Annotated in this window: 17 protein-coding genes; 9 read left to right on the forward strand and 8 right to left on the reverse strand. The window is 38.9% G+C overall.

From position 1 onward, the window contains the following. Nucleotides 1-58 precede the first annotated feature (58 nt). The 4 genes from HDE70_RS08065 to HDE70_RS08080 all read left to right on the forward strand — a co-directional run bounded on the left by HDE70_RS08065 (nucleotide 59) and on the right by HDE70_RS08080 (nucleotide 3,224). Nucleotides 59-385, forward strand: a complete 327-nt coding sequence (locus tag HDE70_RS08065; RefSeq protein WP_183889271.1) for a hypothetical protein — start codon at nucleotides 59-61, stop codon at nucleotides 383-385. Nucleotides 386-437: 52 nt separating this feature from the next. Further along, complete coding sequence (locus HDE70_RS08070) at nucleotides 438-1,376, forward strand: helix-turn-helix domain-containing protein (protein ID WP_183889273.1); 939 nt, start codon at nucleotides 438-440, stop codon at nucleotides 1,374-1,376. Nucleotides 1,377-1,528: 152 nt separating this feature from the next. Next, nucleotides 1,529-2,479, forward strand: a complete 951-nt coding sequence (locus tag HDE70_RS08075) for a ketopantoate reductase family protein (protein WP_221302018.1) — start codon at nucleotides 1,529-1,531, stop codon at nucleotides 2,477-2,479. Nucleotides 2,480-2,648: 169 nt separating this feature from the next. After that, on the forward strand, nucleotides 2,649-3,224 hold the full coding sequence (locus HDE70_RS08080) for a Crp/Fnr family transcriptional regulator (protein ID WP_183889275.1): 576 nt from the start codon (nucleotides 2,649-2,651) through the stop codon (nucleotides 3,222-3,224). Nucleotides 3,225-3,390: 166 nt separating this feature from the next. Here the strand turns inward: HDE70_RS08080 and HDE70_RS08085 are convergent, their stop codons facing one another. Continuing rightward, nucleotides 3,391-4,215 (reverse strand): hypothetical protein, encoded by an 825-nt coding sequence (locus HDE70_RS08085; protein WP_183889277.1) that lies wholly within the window; start codon nucleotides 4,213-4,215, stop codon nucleotides 3,391-3,393. A gap of 249 nt (nucleotides 4,216-4,464) precedes the next feature. Here HDE70_RS08085 and HDE70_RS08090 point away from each other — a divergent pair, with 249 nt between their 5' ends. From HDE70_RS08090 to HDE70_RS08100, 3 genes are all read left to right on the forward strand, one after another. Continuing rightward, on the forward strand, nucleotides 4,465-5,214 hold the full coding sequence (locus HDE70_RS08090) for an HmuY family protein (protein ID WP_183869635.1): 750 nt from the start codon (nucleotides 4,465-4,467) through the stop codon (nucleotides 5,212-5,214). Nucleotides 5,215-5,231: 17 nt separating this feature from the next. Continuing rightward, nucleotides 5,232-6,185, forward strand: coding sequence for a hypothetical protein (locus tag HDE70_RS08095; RefSeq protein WP_183889279.1), 954 nt, complete (start codon nucleotides 5,232-5,234; stop codon nucleotides 6,183-6,185). 160 nt (nucleotides 6,186-6,345) lie between these two features. Then, nucleotides 6,346-6,978: a hypothetical protein gene (locus HDE70_RS08100; protein WP_183889281.1), complete on the forward strand. Its 633-nt coding sequence runs from the start codon at nucleotides 6,346-6,348 to the stop codon at nucleotides 6,976-6,978. A gap of 71 nt (nucleotides 6,979-7,049) precedes the next feature. Here the strand turns inward: HDE70_RS08100 and HDE70_RS08105 are convergent, their stop codons facing one another. From HDE70_RS08105 to HDE70_RS08120, 4 genes are read right to left on the reverse strand one after another with little or no spacing between them, the layout of a single operon-like run. Beyond that, nucleotides 7,050-7,805, reverse strand: a complete 756-nt coding sequence (locus HDE70_RS08105) for a LytR/AlgR family response regulator transcription factor (protein WP_183889283.1) — start codon at nucleotides 7,803-7,805, stop codon at nucleotides 7,050-7,052. After that, nucleotides 7,802-8,830 carry a sensor histidine kinase gene (locus HDE70_RS08110; RefSeq protein WP_183889285.1) on the reverse strand — a complete coding sequence of 343 codons (1,029 nt, stop codon included), beginning with the start codon at nucleotides 8,828-8,830 and terminating at the stop codon, nucleotides 7,802-7,804. The genes HDE70_RS08105 and HDE70_RS08110 overlap by 4 nt, the downstream gene beginning before the upstream one ends. Nucleotides 8,831-8,838: 8 nt before the next feature. Further along, nucleotides 8,839-9,318, reverse strand: a complete 480-nt coding sequence (locus tag HDE70_RS08115) for a hypothetical protein (protein WP_183869640.1) — start codon at nucleotides 9,316-9,318, stop codon at nucleotides 8,839-8,841. 3 nt (nucleotides 9,319-9,321) lie between these two features. Next, nucleotides 9,322-10,272 (reverse strand): cytochrome P460 family protein, encoded by a 951-nt coding sequence (locus HDE70_RS08120; RefSeq protein WP_183889287.1) that lies wholly within the window; start codon nucleotides 10,270-10,272, stop codon nucleotides 9,322-9,324. Between the two features lie 194 nt (nucleotides 10,273-10,466). Between HDE70_RS08120 and treZ the strand changes: the two genes are divergently transcribed. Then, nucleotides 10,467-12,293, forward strand: a complete 1,827-nt coding sequence (gene treZ, locus HDE70_RS08125; protein ID WP_183889289.1) for a malto-oligosyltrehalose trehalohydrolase — start codon at nucleotides 10,467-10,469, stop codon at nucleotides 12,291-12,293. Further along, nucleotides 12,286-16,248, forward strand: a complete 3,963-nt coding sequence (gene treY / locus HDE70_RS08130; protein ID WP_183889291.1) for a malto-oligosyltrehalose synthase — start codon at nucleotides 12,286-12,288, stop codon at nucleotides 16,246-16,248. The genes treZ and treY overlap by 8 nt, the downstream gene beginning before the upstream one ends. An 18-nt stretch (nucleotides 16,249-16,266) precedes the next feature. Here the strand turns inward: treY and HDE70_RS08135 are convergent, their stop codons facing one another. The 3 genes from HDE70_RS08135 to HDE70_RS08145 form a co-directional block, all read right to left on the reverse strand. Beyond that, nucleotides 16,267-16,539 (reverse strand): hypothetical protein, encoded by a 273-nt coding sequence (locus HDE70_RS08135; RefSeq protein WP_183869644.1) that lies wholly within the window; start codon nucleotides 16,537-16,539, stop codon nucleotides 16,267-16,269. Nucleotides 16,540-16,650: 111 nt separating this feature from the next. Next, nucleotides 16,651-17,544, reverse strand: a complete 894-nt coding sequence (locus HDE70_RS08140; RefSeq protein ID WP_183889293.1) for a helix-turn-helix domain-containing protein — start codon at nucleotides 17,542-17,544, stop codon at nucleotides 16,651-16,653. A gap of 70 nt (nucleotides 17,545-17,614) precedes the next feature. Continuing rightward, complete coding sequence (locus HDE70_RS08145; RefSeq protein WP_183889295.1) at nucleotides 17,615-18,433, reverse strand: SDR family NAD(P)-dependent oxidoreductase; 819 nt, start codon at nucleotides 18,431-18,433, stop codon at nucleotides 17,615-17,617. Nucleotides 18,434-18,454 lie beyond the last annotated feature (21 nt).

An 18,454-nucleotide genomic window follows, 5' to 3' on the forward strand; every position in this document is an offset into this window, starting at 1 on the left:
ATGGATACATAACAGGCAGGGGATGAGCTTACATTTGTTGTAGATAAACGAACAAAAGATGACTAAAGTAAATAAACCAGGAGGTTTGGAAACAACGACTTTCAAGCTTGTAAAAGATAAAAGCTACCAGGATTTTATAGCCGCAAATGCCGATGTAGATGCATGGCTGAAGAAACAACCAGGATTTCAGTCCAGACATATTGCGCAACAGCGGGACGGAACCATAATTGATGCGCTGACTTGGGATTCCGAACGGGATGGCAATACAGCAATGCACCGTTTGATGAGCGAGCTCGCAGACTCGCCCGTACATGATATCATTGATCAGGGAACAGTTTCCTGGAATATGTATCCCATTTATCACCAGATCCGGAACGCTGAATAAATTATTAACTTCGCATGGAACAGAACGCTTCTTTCCATGCTAATTTCATCTCATGACAAAGGAAAATCCACAGCCAGTTAATTTCCAAAGTATATCGGCACTTCTTACGGCGCTGGGTTTGGATAAGCCGTTACACCCTTTAATTGCGCTGGTAAACTATAAAGATATCAAAGTAGATACTGCTGAAGTAGGTAAGGGTTATATACTTAATTTTTTTAAGATCTCTTTTAAGGAACATTTTGCAGGACAAATCAGGTATGGACAGGGACATTATGACTTTGAGGAGGGTGGGCTGTCATTCACGGCACCAAATCAACTGATTGCTGCGGCAAGTGAGGAGAAAGATTACAGTGGTTATACTTTATTATTTCACCCGGATTTTATAAGGAATTATCCTTTGGGCAAGCAGATTGCCAAATATGGTTTCTTTTCCTATTCGGTAGCTGAGGCCTTGTATTTGTCTGATAAGGAGAAAAAAATAATCTTCTCAGTTTTTGATAACATCGCAATGGAACTGGATACTAATATTGATCATTTTAGCCAGGATGTGCTGATCTCGCAGATTGAGGTACTGCTTAACTATAGCAATCGTTTTTACGGCCGGCAGTTTATCACCAGGAAAATAGTGCATCATGATCTTATTGCTGAAATGGAAGCTTATTTACTGGATATTTTCAGTATGGATAAACCTCTTGTAAATGGTTTGCCTGCTGTGATTGAGATTGCAAATTATCTGAAGGTTTCTCCACGGTATTTAAATGATATGCTGCGTTCTTTAACAGGGCAAACTACGCAGCAGCATATTCATAATAAGCTGATTGATAAGGCAAAGGATATACTCAGTACAAGTCAGCTTACAGTTGCAGAGATTGCTTATAGTCTGGGTTTTGAGCATCCCCAATCATTCAGCAGACTCTTTAAAACTAAGGTCAAAGTTTCCCCGCTTGAATTCAGACAGTCTTTTGTGTTGATGCGGCCGTTGAAAGTGTGATTTCAGAAGCAAAATACAATCTCTGGAAAGCTATTGAAGAATGGGAATTGCTGCTGGACAAAAAATCATTGCTTACCAGAGTTCAAGAACAAAAATCTCTGAGAGAGGCTAAGGGTTTGTAATACAATTTTATATAAAATAATAGAAACGATATGGAAGCAATGAATACGGAGAGCCTGGCTAAAGCTATATATATTATTGGGAATGGTGTCATTGCAAAAGCTTTAGCAGTCGCTTTAAGTGGAAAAGGTAAGGACGTAATTATAATCAGGGGGAGTGTTGACGGTCAACCTGATTATACGGAAAATATGGAGGTAGAAGTGGAAGGCGGTACTTTGCAGGCCGGAATAACTATAAGCTCTTTGAGTAATTATACCGCACTTGATGGTATGATATTGTTAACGAACAAATCCTTTGGAAATGAGAAATTGGCTGAAAAGCTTAAATCAAAGGCAAAGAATACACCGATAGTTTTTCTTCAGAATGGATTACATATTGAAGATAGCTTTATTAAGCTGGGTTTTACTGAATTGTACAGATGTGTATTATTGGCAACGAGCCAGTCCGTATCTGCGCATAAAGTAAGATTCAGACTTGTTGCACCTTCACCGGTTGGTTTAATTAAAGGATCAAATGAAGTTCTGCATCACCTTGTTAATGAATTGAATACCGCTGTATTTTCTTTTAGGGAAGAACCAGATATTCAGAAAGTAATCTGGAAAAAAGTAATCAGCAATTGTGTGTTTAACTCCATCTGTCCTTTACTGGAAATCGATAATGGTGTTTTTCATCGCAATGAAGCTGCATTGGAAATTGCAAAAACAGTAATTAATGAATGTATAGCTGTGGCAAATGAAAATGGTATTGATTTAACCATGGATGAAGTACTGCAAAATGTAATTGCTATCAGTAAAATGTCTGATGGACAGAAAATATCAACGTATCAGGACATCTTAAATAAACGGGAAACAGAGATTGAAACACTGAATTTTGCAGTAGCAAAGGTTTCGCTGCTTACAGGTAAAAATCTTGTTCCTGTAACGGCTTTGTTAGGGGAACTGACCAGGATTAAATCGGGATTGTCCAGAATAGACCGGGTTTAGTTATTTGTTAAACTAATTTAATTTTTAGTTGACATCAATGGAGAAACAAGAGAAGGCTTCGACTATTTTGAATTTAATGAGAATTATCAAATTACACGCCTGGTAAGTTTCTTTGGGCCGTTGGGATAAAGCTTTAAGAGCCGTACATTTGAATTCAATCTGCTAAAAAATGTACGAGCTCTTTTTTGAAAACCTGGCGAAACATATCAAACTTGAAAATTCAGAAATGCTATTGATCCAGCAGAAGCTCAAATCAAAAAAGCTAAAGAAAAATGAGAGTTTGCTTAACACTGGTGAGGTCTGTAAACATATTTATTTTGTAAATAAAGGAAGTTTACGCATGTTTCATCATACTGAGGATGGGGCGGAACATAATATTCTCTTTTGTCCGGAGGATTGGTGGTGTGCAGATCTAAGTAGTTTTGCATCAGGTCAAAAGTCATTTTACGCGATCGCTGCACTAGAAGAGGGTACTGAAGTGGTTTTTCTGACACATGAAGCATTGGAAAATCTATATATAACGGTTCCAAAACTCGAAAGATTCTTTCGGATATTATATCAAAATGGCTTTAGCTCTTATCAAAGACGGATTACCAAAATCCTTTCAAAGCCAGCCCATGAGCGTTACAGGATTTTCAAGAAACAGTATCCGGGGTTAGAGCAGCGGATTGCTCAAAAACAAATTGCTTCTTATCTGGGGATTACCCCGGTTTTTCTGAGTATGATCAGGAGGGAGAAGAAATAACTACGCCGGCAAATGTTGATGTGGGCGAAATTATTATTCGCCCTTTCCGCGGTCAATCAAGTCTCCTACAGCAATGAAGTATTATTTTTCTTTATTCCAGTGCTTTAACAACTCCGAAAAAGTAAAAAAACAACCGTGAATATCTCCAATAATCAAATAGTCCATTTTATGATCTTGCTTTTGGTATCCGCAATATCTCTTCCTTGAATTCTTTGGTCAAAATTGGATATAAGTCTTCAAATTCCCAAAGCCGCATCGGTGTAATTTGAATGTACTCAACCGGATACCATATTTTCACATAATTCCTGATTGCCGTTTTTGCTTTTTCAAGCTCACCCGTTAACAAGAAAAGCCTTGCGGCATGCAGGTGATTGTCTCCATTGGTTAATTCTTCTGCATACTTTTCATAATATGCTAAACTTTCGTCTGTATTTCCTTCTTCAAACATAAAACTAAGCAAATATTCTGCTCCTTTAACGCTGTCATGTGTTAATTTAGGTTTGTATTTTTTTAATTGTGCAATAAAGCCGGTCATTTCTTTCCCATCCTTAATAACTTTAAGTGGTGCGGGATCAATTGTCAGGTTCTTTTTCCCCTTAAGTTTTGCCAGATGCTGACTCACCTGGTGTTTATAGGTATTAAAGCGATAATCTTCCAAATCTGATTGTTTCTTTTCAGCCAGGTATGTTTTGTAGAAGTTTTCTGCTCTTTTTTGATGATTACTTATAATGGCCGCGCTTGTATAAGCAAAGAAGTGTTCAGATAAGATGTTTCCTGCGTACCATTGTTCATCAAATGGTAAAGCCTTTTCATCATTTACCATCGCTAACTCATAATTGCTGCTGAAGTAGTTAAATTCTGCTAAAACAATAGCTTTTTGCGGTTCAAATTCTTTTATTTCTGCAAGCTGCGCTAACCCGGACTCTATTTGTCCGCTTCTTAAAGTATCCAGTATGTCCCTTAGTTTCTTCGGTATTTTAACAATGTCCATAAAATAACTGCTATTTCTTCATGAGATAAATAATTCACGCAATATATCAATAAATACGGATTGAATAAAAGCTAATACAGATAGCACAAAAGATAATACACATTGAATAAAAGATAATACAGATTGAACAAATATTTACAGAAGTCTTTATATAGGTTTGCGGCACATTAATTAGAATCGTTTTAAATAGCGAACTAAATCCTGTATAACAACCTCAAAAGAGGCATTATTCACCACACAAAACACAATATGAAAAGTGTAACTACCAATAGAATACCGATAATATCTTCTTTGGCACTGCTTGTTTTTATGTTTTCTTCTTGTTCAAAAGAAAATGATGTTCAGCCAGATACCCCACAGAAGCCTGTTACTGAAGAGCCATTTAAAGGAACAGCTCCTTTTAATACACTGACACGTATCACCAACTTACAAATTACTAAAGAGGACGCATTATACGCAGGTGTAACTCCTCCATTTTACTACAGCCTGGAAAATAACAAAGCAATCAGTCCTGATCAGGCAAAAACAGCAGATTGGGATATCGCGTTTGACGGTATTTTCAATAGTTTTCTGGAAGGGAACAGCAGTACTGATAAAAGCAATAAAGGTTTTAGAGGTGGGGGCAATGGCGGAATCCTGATTCTCCCGCTCCCTTTTGACCAGGTCACAACAATACCCGCGGATTCCGAGTTTAAAACAAAAAGCAGGGCAGTAGGATCGGATGATGCCGGTGCATTCGGAGAAGGTGTTGGCTGGTATCTCTACGACTATGGAGGAACGATCAGAGGTGGCGGTGCAATTGATAAAAAACATGTGGCTTACGCCATGCCCGAAACCAGGACAATTATTCTGCGTACCGCAAAAGGGAATTATGCTAAAATAAAGATTATAAGCTGCTATAAAGATGTTTTAACGGCAGATAAGATGTTTAAAGACACCCCCAAAATGTTCCTGACATTCGACTTCATTCTATTACCAAAAGGCAGCACCAAATTCTAATGATTACAATTAAAAAAATGAAACTAAATTACCTGATCTCTGCATGCTGCGCCGTATTTGTCTTATTGACCCCGGCCTGCACTAAATCCAATGACCCAACACCAGAACCTAACAGCAAAATTCTGACTTATACGGTATCGTTACCTGAAAATGATATCCATGGGGTTGTTGACGACATTGAAAAAACCGTTACTATTTATATTCCCTTACAATATGGTTTGACATTTATTGAACCGAAGATCACGCTTTCGGCTGGTGCAACCCTTAAAAATACTCCGCAACGGGTAGATATACTGGATGAAAAAACAACTTACGAGGTAACAGGCAGTGATAAAAGTGTAACCACTTATAAACTGATCATCGTTGTACAGCAAAAAACGCCACTGGTTGTAGATGAATTATCAACTGATGATATTGCTAAAATCAATATTGGCAGTTCGATAACAATCACTGGAAACTTTGAGAGAACCTTGTTTGACGAGGTTAAAATGACGCTTATTGCCGCTGATGGGAAAGAAACTGTACTCTCTAAAGGTGGTGAATATGTTTCTTCTGTGATCAAAAAAGACGGGAAAGTTTTTTATTCTATAGACAGACAAATGCCGCTGGATATGCAGCCGGGCGTTTATAAAGTAAGAGTGAAGTTTTTGAAGTTAGAAATAGAAATGAAAAAACCAGTAGAATTGGTTTTCGGCAGACCAGGCTGGTTATTAGGGAATAAGATTGTGAATCAGGGTGAGACTTTTATTATCGAACGCTCTTATAATTCCGTATTCAAGAATTTCACTGAGTTCAGTATTATGGTGAACGGGGTAAAAACACTATTGCCTATTGTTTCCTATACTTTAAGTGAAGCTGTAATCCGTGTTCCTGAAAATGTACCTCCGGGAGATTATATCCCTACGGCATTATTTGAAGGGTTTCCACCTAAAACAGGATTTTCTTACGTCACTGTCAGAGCAAAAAACTAAAAATCAGATCATATACAGGCTTTGCCTTTAAATTATTAATAAAACCATGAGATTTATATACAGTAGATTAAGAGTCACACAAATTGTATTCAGTTTATTGATACTCTTATCCATATTATCATCCTGTAAGAAAGAGGACAGTAAAATTTACACCACGGATATGTTAAGTTTCGTCACTAATGATGCGACAGGAGAGCCTATTAAAGGAGCAATCACCGCTAATAATGAGATTTATTTCTACTGGCCACCAGAACAAAAGTTACCGGACAGTATTGCTCCGGTCATTAAACTGTCTGAAGGAAGTACGGTAAAACCAGCTTCCGGAACAAAGGTGCTGTTCAATGAACAGACCACATTCAATGTAACAGGACATGATGGAAGTGTTAAGACTTATAAGCTTAAAATTTCACCTTACGATCCGGAACCGTTTATCAAATCGGTAGGCTTTTCGGCCAATAATCTATTCATTTATCCTGCATCTGAGTTTTATGAATATAACTTGATAGACATCGAAAATGTGGGCGTCAATGAAGGAATTGCAGCTAATAATAAAAAGATAGCGCTTTTCCTGGTTGATGCAAATAACGTGGATGTTCCCTTAAAGATGATCAATAAGGAAGATGTACCTGAGAAGCAGATGAAAACCTATTTAAGCTGGTTGGATGGTCAAAAAGGTACTTTCTTTGTCTCTGTGAATAAAATTGAAGCAGGAGTCTATAAAAAGATCAAATTGAAGTATAACAATCATATTGTATACTATGATAAAAACATCAATGTTAAAGTGAGGAAATAAATTCATCGCTATGCTGGTTAAAGGCCTCCCGTTTTTGAGTTGCGGGGGGCTTTTGTTATTTAAACTCTTTCTTACCGGTTATCCAGCCAGTTTAAGAATAAGGTGGCTTTATCTTTTCCTATGATCAATTGTTCAGCAGTGGAAATATTCAGTTTAACAAGCAATTTACGGGCAAAGTAGTGTTCTACTTCTTTAACGGCACTATAACTAATCAAGTACTGACGATTGATCCGAAAGAATTGTTTCGGGTTCAGCACTTTGTAAAGTTCTTCCAGCGATTGTGAAATTGCGTATTCTTCACTGTTAACAGTGACCAGCGTCGTGATTTCATCACGGATATAAAAGCAGGCAATATCGTGAGTTTGTATGGTGCTGTATTTATTGTTTTTAAAAACTAAAAACCCTGTTTTACCGGCCGGATCCAGTAGCTTATTGATTTGAAGTGAAGCCTGTTCGTTGACCTGGAAAAAATTCTTAAGCAGGGCTACTTTTTCAAACGCACTTTGGAGACTCTCAGTTGAGAAAGGTTTTAAAATATAATCCACACCATTTGCCTTAAAAGCATCCATCGCATATTCATCAAAAGCTGTACAAAAGATAACAGGGGAGAGCACCTGAACCTGTTTGAAAATTTCAAAACAATTGCCATCAGCTAATTGAACATCCATGAAGATCAGATCAGGATTGGCATTCTCCGAAAGATAAGCTACTGCCGTTTTAACGCTTTGAATAGTCGCAGCAATCTGAGCAGAGGGCTGGATTAACAGGATCATTTTGGCCAATGCTTTAGCCGTTTTGATCTCATCTTCTATGATTACGATATTCATATCAGTGGAAGTTTAACAGTAAATGATCCGGGATTTTCTTCTATTTCTATGTTTTTCCCATTCAGATGCTGGTAGCGCTGGTTTATATTTTCCAGTCCCATTTTTAAAGAGGGGTCCGGATTCATTTTTAGCTGCAAATTGTTCTGAATGCAAAGCATATCTTTATTGACAGATAAGAAGATAGTTAACGGTTGTTCGAGTGAAACTACATTATGTTTGATGCAGTTTTCTACTAATAATTGCAGGGTAAATGGTGGGATTAAGGAGGTGGAATAGCTTTCAGGTATCTGATCGTCGAAAATGATCCCTTCTTCAAACCGGGCACTTAATAAAAACATATACGAATGCAAGATGCTTAATTCTTCTGCTAAGGGAATAACATCCTGCTTTCGTTTTTCCAGGGTAAATCTGTAAAAATCTGAGAGGTTTAAAATAAATTCAGCACTATGCTTGTCTTCAATTTCCACCATTGACTTTAATGTATTCAAGCTATTAAAGAGAAAATGCGGGTTAACTTGCTGTTTTAGTGATTCATATTGTGCAGTCAGGTGATCAGCTTTAACACGTTCCAGCTCCAGTTCAATTTGATGATTCCTATAGGTTTGATATAAAAAATATAAGAACATATAGATAGTCAGGTTGATCAGTATGCCGCGGAATTGATACATTAAGATCATAGATTGAAAATGATATCCTGGAAATAATACCTGGTGAATACCAACAAGAATCAGCATCAGCACGATTCCAAAGAAGATACTGTAAAGCAACCTGAGATTAAAAAACCTGTTGGTTACCGGGATATTGGAAAACTTCGGTAAGCCGTAAATGTTGAAATACCAGGTAGAAAGAGAGAATAAAAAAGCAATAGAAGCGTCTACAGCCAATTCTACAGCAGTTACATGAAGTTGCAGGATTTTTGGTATAGAGGCAAGTATGCCCATAAATAAGGAGCTGAACCAAATGATTTTTGCCGGGACAAAAAAGACTGATTTATGCGCTGAATAATTGATTTTGCTGGATAACATGAACTGATTTAAGGCATTACTGACGCTTTTTGGGCTAAGATATATTTTATCCGGTCTTTTTCGGTCATGGAATTGATGTTTAATTTTTCTCCTTTATCAATTTTATAGGTAGTTTGGATAGCGTTTCCATCCGCTCTGGTAGTTACCGTCTCGACACTTTGAAATTGCCCCGGGATTTTTGCACCAAACCATCTCTCGTCGTCCTGCTGTTTCCAGGTAACCAGTGCAAATACCATACCTCCAACGGTACTGTCCTCTTTTGATTTTGCATATTTTAAAGCGAGATCATTCCCATACAGCGTTGACATAGTAGCTTCTTTTTTGCTGATCATAGAGGTAATTACTTTCAGCCCCAATTGATTGAAGTGTAATTGCTCCGGCAGGCCTGCGGCTTTATTTAATTCACCTGCATGATTATTTTGTTGCTGACAGCCCATTGCGCTTAGCAATAGTAAGATAAAGGCTGAATATTGCATTTTGAATTGCATAGTTTAATGTTTAACTGGAAGGGTGAATACAAAATCATTATTGGACATCGGGCGGTGACAGTTGACACATTCAGTTGCGTATCCAATGTTTTTACCATAAGGCAGCAGTTTCATTGTTTTGAACCTTGCCCAGCCCCAGCCTTTTGTATCCTTATATTTCTTACTGTCTTTAATCATATATTCTACTTGCTTGAACGCACCTGTTTTGACATTTCCATCGGCATCCTGTAGTTTATCCCATGCAACTTTAGCGAAAATAGTTCCTTCTGGCCACGGGTTAATCTGATGTTCAGCTATGGCTTTAATGGCAACAGGGTTTCCAAAGATTACCCGCATGGTATTATTGTCAATCCGATCAGTTGTGCTCACCACCTGCCAGTTTTTATAGCCGGGCTGATAAGGAACACCAGTCAGTGTTTCTGGCAGTTTCTCTGCTTTAAGGTGCTGTTCATTCCAGTTATTGAATTGTTTATTCGCTGTATTGATCAGGGCAGTATCTGCGGGATGGTCTTTAATCATACCTGCAACGTAGTTTTTGACAATAACTATCTCAGCCGGATCCAGGTTCGCTGAACGGTGCAGTACCTGGTAACTTTTCAATGGCATGCTTCCTGTAGTGATCTGGTTAAGGATTTCAAATAGCCTGGCTTTCTGATCGCCTGGTGCCATGTTGCCCCATTCAGAAAAGTTAAGGCCCGCTTTGCCTTCTTCAATATCCGCGAGTGCAATACTGTAGGCTGGTTGAAGATGATCAAACCATTTGAGATCTGGTTCATTGGAATGACAGTCATAACAGGCTGTTTTTAAAATAGCCTTTACATTTTCGGGGCCGTTAAAATCTGCGGTTACAGGTTGCTTTTTTAATTCGGGCCTGAAGAGTTGCAGGATACCAAAACAAAGCAGCAGGATGGCTAATACCCGTATTGTTCTTCGTTTATAAAGGGGTTTTTTCATGGTTTAATTGTTTCAACTATATAAATCTACCTAAATGTTAAATTTCAGGAAAGGGGAAAATGGGCACGCTGGCGAAATCGTCCGGGAGCCGGACAGATCCGCGCTCCGGAAATTAAATACAGGAGTAAAAATCTTAAAACTCTTTTTGGGACATGGTGTTCTTAAATCAACTAAAAGAGAGAAATCAGCTACATATGGAAATATTAAAAAGAGGCATCGGTGTAAATTTTAATCCTCTTAACGAGGCAGTAGTTAAAGTTTGGGCACCAGGCGCCACACAGGTTTCCATAGCTACCGAAACATTACTATTGGAGCTTAAACCTGATTTAGCTGGCTACTGGTCGCTTTGCACAGCACTGATCAAACCTGGTGATTTGTACTGGTTTGTAATAGATAAGGAAAAACGTTTGGCCGACCCTGCTTCTTTAGCGCAGCCTGACGGTGTACATGGCGGTTCTCTGGCCATCAACACCGCTTATAACTGGACAGACTCTTCGTGGGAAAACATCCCTTTGCAAGATTATATTTTTTATGAAATACACACTGCTGCTTTTAGTAGTGAAGGTACTTTTAAGGGAATTATCAATCATATTGACCACTTAATTGAGCTTGGGATTACAGCAATTGAGCTGATGCCTGTCGCTTCATTTCCAGGAAAGCGGAATTGGGGATATGATGGTGTTTTTCCTTTTTCAGTTCAGGAATCGTATGGAGGTGCGGCCGGTTTGCAGGAGTTGGTCGATGTATGTCACCAGAAAGGACTTGCAGTGGTTTTAGATGTGGTTTATAACCATGTTGGCCCTGAGGGAAATTATCTAAGTGCTTTTGGGCCGTATTTTACAGATAAATATAAAACGCCCTGGGGCAATGCTGTCAATTTTGATGACCAGGGAAGTGATGGGGTCAGGAATTACTTCATAGAAAATGTACTGATGTGGTTCCGTGATTTTCACATTGATGCTTTAAGACTTGATGCAGTTCATGCAATCAAGGATTTTGGCGCGTTGCATATTCTGGAAGAAATCAGGTGCCATACAAGTTTATTACTGGAAAAAACCGGACGTAAACATTACCTGATTGCAGAATGTGATTTGAATGATCCACGCTATATCACTGCAATTGGGGAGAATGGTTTAGGAATGGATGCGCAGTGGGTGGATGAGTTTCACCATGCGTTACGGGTAACTGCTGGTGAGCCTGCCAGGGGTTATTATGAAGATTTTTCCGGTATACAGCATCTTGCGAAATCTTATATAGACGCTTATGTTTATACAGGTATGTACTCAGTTGTACGTGAAAAAACATTTGGACGCAAGGCATTTGGAAAGAATGACAATCAGTTTGTTGTCTTTTCTCAGAACCATGATCAGATTGGTAACAGGATGCTGGGAGAACGTACAAGTAAGCTCTTCAGCTTTGAAATGTGTAAACTAATGGCTGGCGCTGTACTGTTTTCTCCTTTTTTACCTTTATTATTTATGGGAGAGGAATGGGGAGAGACTAACCCGTTCCTTTATTTCGTAGACCATTCAGACCCGGAGTTGATTACGCAGGTCAGGAATGGCAGAGCTGAAGAGTTTGCAGCGATGTTTGATCAGGGAGAAACACCTGATCCGCAGGATGAAGGTACTTTTAATCAATCCCGGCTAAATTGGGAACTGATTGGTGAACACCGGCATGCTTGTATTTTCCGCTATTATCAGCAGTTGATTTCTCTGCGTAAAAAGTACTTCAGCTTTATTGCCCATGAATCTCCGGAAGTCAGTGTGCTGGAGGCACAAAATTCTTTGTTGCTGGAAAGAAAATGTGCTGACCCGACTGAGCTTATCTGGTGTGTGCTCAATTTTTCAACTGAACAACTGGTGCTCGATATTCCTGATCATATCAGTATTTTAAAGGAGTTGATTAACTCTGCATCTTTAATATGGCTTGGCCCCGGCGAACCTTCATCAGCCGATCTTAATCACCAGATTATTGTATCCCCAGAATCTTTCATAGCTTATTCCGCTAAATATGTTTAATCCGATCTCTACTTACCGCATTCAATTTCATGCGGATTTTACTTTTAATGATTTTCGTAAATTGATCCCTTATTTGCATCAGTTAGGTGTAAAGACAATTTATGCTTCGCCAATTTTCACCGCTGTTCCTGGAAGTATGCATGGTTATGATGGCATCAATCCAATACAGATTAATCCGGAGATCGGTTCGTTAGCGGAACTTAAATTAATCGCTAAAGAGCTGGCTGCTGTAAAAATGGGCTGGATACAAGACATTGTACCCAATCATATGGCTTATGATTACCGGAATCCATGGCTAATGGACGTGTTAAAAAAGGGGGAGCAGTCAAAATACAGAAATCATTTTGATATTATCTCAAAGGATTTGGCAAAAGAACCATTAATGGCGCCTTTTCTGGGAGCTGGTTTAGCGGAAGAGATCGCGAATGAAAAGTTTTCACTAGTAAAGCAAAAAGGAGCATGGTTTTTAAAATATAACGAGAGTTACTGGCCATTGAGAAAAGGTACTGACCTGAAAGGTTCGATGCAGGAGATAACCGGGCAGCAGTTTTACCGTTTATGTTCTTATCAGGAAAGCAACGAACGCATGAATTACCGCCGTTTTTTTACGGTGAATAGCTTGATTTGTCTGAATATGCAATCGAAGGCTACTTTTGACGATTTTCATGTTTTAATTAAAGAGCTTATAGACCAGAAGATATTCCAGGGATTGAGGATCGATCATATCGACGGGCTTTTTGATCCGATGCAGTACCTGGAAAATTTAAGAGCGCTTTGTGGGGAGGATGTTTATATCGTCGCAGAGAAAATTTTAGAGCCTGGAGAGGTTTTACCTACAGAATGGCCCATACAGGGGACTACAGGATATGATTACCTTGGACTAGCCAACCAGTTGTATACCAATGAGCAGTCGGAAAAGAAGTTTGATAAATTTTATAAAAATCTGACTGATGACCATCAGCTTGTTGAAGAACAGATCCATGAAAAGAAACGTAAAATTCTAAGTACTGCGATGCAGGGGGAGCTTGAAAATCTCTTCCAGCTTTTGCTGAATATTTTACCGGAAGGATCAGAACGACTGGCAACCGGAGATTTCGGGGTATTTAAACACATCATCTCTGAACTTTTAATTCTATGCCCGGTTTACCGGTTTTATGGAAATGCTTATCCACTGCCACAGCAGGAAATGGAGGCTATGGAAAAGCTGTTTGCAGAATTGGAAAAAGATAAAGAATTATTAAAGCCGGTTCAATTGATAAAAAAAGCACTGCTTTATGATCACATATCTTTTTATCAAAGATTGATGCAATTCTCCGGGCCGTTAATGGCTAAAGGTGTGGAGGATACTTTAATGTATACTTACAGCAGGCATATCGGCAATAATGAAGTTGGAGATTCTCCGGCAGTTTTTGGATTAAAGGTGGCAGATTTTCATGAGGCTGTCCTGAACAGAGGTGAAAACTGGCCATTGACTATGAATTCTACTGCTACGCATGATACTAAGCGTGGAGAAGATGCCAGGGCAAGGCTGAGCATCCTTACTGATCTCAGAGGAGAATGGTTGCAGCAGGTGAAGGATTGGAACGTGTTAAATGCAACGGATGGAGCTGCTCCTGATGAAAATGATACCTATTTCATTTATCAGACCCTGGTGTCAACTTATGATGAGCGGGAAGACCGTGAGGTTTATCAAAACAGGTTTCTTGACTATATGCAAAAAGCCTTACGTGAGGCTAAAGAGAAATCCGGGTGGGAGAATCCGGACGCAGAGTATGAGGCTGCAACCAGTGCATTTGTGGTCAGAATTCTCGATACTCAACGTGAATTCTGGTCTGTTTTCATTGATTTTTTCCGAAGACTAGCACATTTGGGCATGGTGAAATCATTGTCTTCTTTAATTCTTAAACATGGGGTTCCGGGGATTCCTGATACTTACCAGGGTACGGAGCTTTGGGATTTTAGTATGGTAGATCCTGATAACCGCAGGGCTGTAGATTATGGGCTACGCAAACAGTATATGGAGGATTTTTTAAAAAAATCATTCAATATCAAATTATTGTGGCAGGAAAGCTCGGCAGGAGAAATCAAATTACTGATTTTGCAGAAACTGCTAAAGTTCAGAGCGGAATATGCTGAGTTATTCAGATCCGGATTATATATCCCGCTAAAGGTTACTGGTACGCATGCAGCTGATTTTATTGCTTTTGCACGCAGATATCAAACGGACTGGGCAATATTTGTAGTGCCTGTGAATGTTGCAGCGCTATTAACTGAGCAGAAGAGTTTGCATTTCGGGTTAGGGGATACTCAGGTTGTTTTACCTGCGGAGGCTCCGTTGGCTTATGTTGATTTAATAGAGAATCAGAGCTGTGAAGTTAAGGATAGTGTTCTTGTGTTACAGGATGTTTTTAAATCTGTACCATTTGGCATCCTGCATCAAAAAGTTGAACATCAGGAAAGGGGCGCCGGGATTTTAATGCATATTACTTCATTGCCTTCTGCATTTGGTATTGGTGACCTTGGCCCGGAAGCAATTAATTTTATTGATTTTTTAGCCGCTTCTGGTCAAAAATACTGGCAGATATTACCTTTAAATCCTGTGCTGGATACGCAAGCTTATTCTCCGTATGCCTCCAGTTCGGTCATGGCTGCAAATCCTGTTTTAATTAGTCCGGAACTCTTAATCAAAGATGGACTGCTGGAGAATGATGATTTTAAAACAAAGCACCTGAAGGTCAAAAGAAAAGTCAATTTTGCTTCGGTCGTTCAAAAGAAAAAGAGATTGTTAAACTTAGCTTATGAGCAGTTTAAACAAAAGTTTGAGGGGAAGGGTCAGGAGTTTTCAGACTTTTCTTCCAGCCAGGCTTACTGGCTGGAAGACTATGCAGTGTATGAAGTACTAAAGACTTTAAATGCTGATAAACCGTGGTATGAATGGCCTTCTGAGTTGAAAAACAAGGATTTGTCTGCTTTATCAGAATTTAAAGCTCAGCATGAGGATGAAATAAATGAGGTTAAATGGTATCAGTTTATATTCTTCAGGCAATGGAAAGAATTGAAGGCATATGCAGTGAGCTTAAATATAAAGTTAATTGGTGATCTTCCATTTTATGCTGCACTGGATTCCTGTGATGTGTGGGCTAACCAGGAGCTGTTTGAAATCAGTTCTTCAGGAGAGATGAAGGGCGTCGCCGGGGTTCCGCCAGATTATTTTAATGCCGATGGACAGCTTTGGGGGATGCCAGTTTATAATTGGAAAGCGATGGAAAAGTCAAAATATGACTGGTGGGTGCAAAGAATAAGGAGAAATATTGATTTGTATGACTTAATCCGCCTGGATCATTTTCGTGCGTTTTCATCTTATTGGGAAGTTCCCGCGGGAAGCAGTTCTGCAAAATTTGGCAGTTGGAAAAAGGGGCCGGGAAGGCAGGTTTTCGATTTTCTAGCCGCACAATTTGGAAATATCCCTTTTATTGCAGAAGATCTGGGGGAAATTGATGTAGAGGTGGTAGCGCTCCGTGACCACTATGAGCTGCCTGGGATGAAGGTCTTACAGTTTGCTTTTGGAGAAGATAGCCCGGCGTCCGTTCATGCACCCCATAATTTTACTTCGGTCAATTGCCTGGTTTATACGGGAACCCATGATAACAATACAACCAGAAACTGGTATGAAAAAGATATTAATCAGGATGACAAAGCAAGAATTAACAGTTATACGGGTTCAAAAGTTTCTAAGGGAAACATCGCGCACGTATTGATCAGGTTAGCTTATGCATCAACTGCCAATGTTGTCATCGTTCCGGTACAGGATATTTTGAACAAAGGGGCAAAAGCAAGGATGAATGTTCCTGCTTCGATTAAGCGGAATTGGGTATGGCGGGTAAAGTCCAGGGAGTTGAATGATGCTATACGTGTTTATTTACATGATTTAGTTAAATTATATGGACGTTCATAATCAGATGGAACCTGTTAGTTAAACGGATGCGAGGTTAATCGTCTCTAATTTATCAAAAAGAAGCCATGAACCTGATTCTGTATCGTTTATATAATCCTGAAGTATTTTACTTAGCAGGTTAAGGTTATCAGTCAGGTTCTGGTGGATTTGTGTGAGTGGTAATGGTAAAATATCAGGTGGTGGTATAAATTGACTATGTGTGTTGTGAAGTATAGTTAATACATCTTTTAAGGCACGATCAAAGCTTCCAAAGTTTGATGAGGTGTTTAAAGTATCAGCTGATATTGACATACCACCTTGTTTTAATTCCTTTAACATATCAAGATATGGAATGCGGGATCTTAGTGTTAAAGATGTTTGTATGTTCTGAAGTAATCTATTTGCGAAATCTGTTCCTGTCATCTAATTGGTCATTTGCTTTTTAAAGCTATTTGGACTAACGCCAACTTCTTTTTTAAATAATCTTGAAAAATAAGATAAATTTTCAAAACCCAGGGCATAAGCAATTTCAGATATATTTTGATCTTTGCCAATCAGCCGGTTTTTTGCCTCAGAAATCAGGTAAATATGAATGTGTTCTAATGCGGTTTTCCCACTTTCCACTTTTAACAGGTTACTTAAATAACCTGGCGATATATTTAGTTTTTCTGCGATAGCATTCACTGAAGGCAGCCCCTTAGTGTCTAAAAATCCACTTTCAACATAATGCGCTAATTCTTCATTAAATTTTGTTACTGTTCTGGCAGAAATATCTGTACGATTGATAAACTGTCTTTTGTAAAAACGCTGGGCATATTTTAGCATGGTGTCTACATTTGCCAGGATAATCTCCCGGCTATATTCATCCTGATTGTCACAGTATTCATTTTCAATTTTGTGATACAATTCCCATATTGTTTTTTCTTCCCTTGGAGTGAGGTGCAATGCTTCATTGATCTCGTAATCGAAGTAGTGATACTTTTTAATATCCTGATGAAGAGCATGACCATTTAAAAAATCTTCATGAATAAATATCAGGAAAGCTTCTTCTTCGAGTTCAAGATCCCGCATTTCAATTACTTGCCGTGGTTTGAAAAATAGCATAGAACCACATTCATGATCATATTTTGTGCGTCCGTATTTGATTACACCGGCTATAACTTTCTTCAGGCCAATTACATAAAAATCGGTCGTAAATTCCCGGTTACCAATGGTACAAAGCTGGCTGTTACATTCATAAATGCTGAATAGCGGATTTTCTGGTGGTGGAAATCCGTTCTCTTTATGTAATTCACTAAGGATTTTATAATGTTTCATGGCTGAAATAATAAAAGCACAATCTACAAAATTAAGGAGGTAGATTGTGCAGGTATAATTAAAGGGTTAATTAGTATCCGTGAGCTGCTACAGCAACATCTTTCCACTCTTCAAATTCTGCAAGGCGCTGTGTATAAACCTGCTGAACTGCGGGGTAAGCGATTTTACCGAGCAGGAAGTGTAATGGAGGGTTTTCGCTATCAATTAATTGAAGGAATGCTGGTACGGTTGTTTCCGGATTACCCCAACTTTCTGGTGTCGCTCCCTCTGAAAATGCCTTTTTTAACGGATTGTAAACTTCGTTGGCTTCAGTTCTGATAGATGATGCTCCTGACCAGTCTGTAGAGAAGCCATTAGGTTCAATCAGGCTAACATTGATCCCAAAGCTTTTAACTTCAGTAGCCAGGGTCTCACTTAGTCCATTAACGGCATATTTTGAGGCATTGTAAAGGCCTAAAACGGGTAGGGTAATTAAGCCCAGGAAACTGGAAACCTGGATAATGTGTCCGCTTTTTTGTGCTCTCATTACTGGCACTATAGCCTGACTTAGCCAAAGTACACCGAAAAAGTTAGTTTCCATTTGTGCACGTGCTTGCTGTTCGTTAGTTTCTTCAATTGCTCCGAATAAACCAAAACCGGCATTGTTAACCAGTACATCAATTCTGCCAAAGTGATCTTTAACTTTTTGTACGGCTTCAAAACAGGCTTCTCTATCATCAACATTCAGTTTTACAGGGAAAACTGAGTTTCCGAATTCTGAGACCAGGTCGTTTAAATCTTCAATATTTCTGGCAGTTGCGGCTACTTTATCGCCACGTTTTAAAAGGGCTTTAGCCCATAATTTACCAAAGCCGCGTGAGGCACCGGTGATTAAAATTATTTTTGACATCTCTTGAATTTGTTTAATTAG

It is taken from the genome of Pedobacter cryoconitis (genome assembly GCF_014200595.1).
Taxonomy (GTDB): domain Bacteria; phylum Bacteroidota; class Bacteroidia; order Sphingobacteriales; family Sphingobacteriaceae; genus Pedobacter; species Pedobacter cryoconitis_C.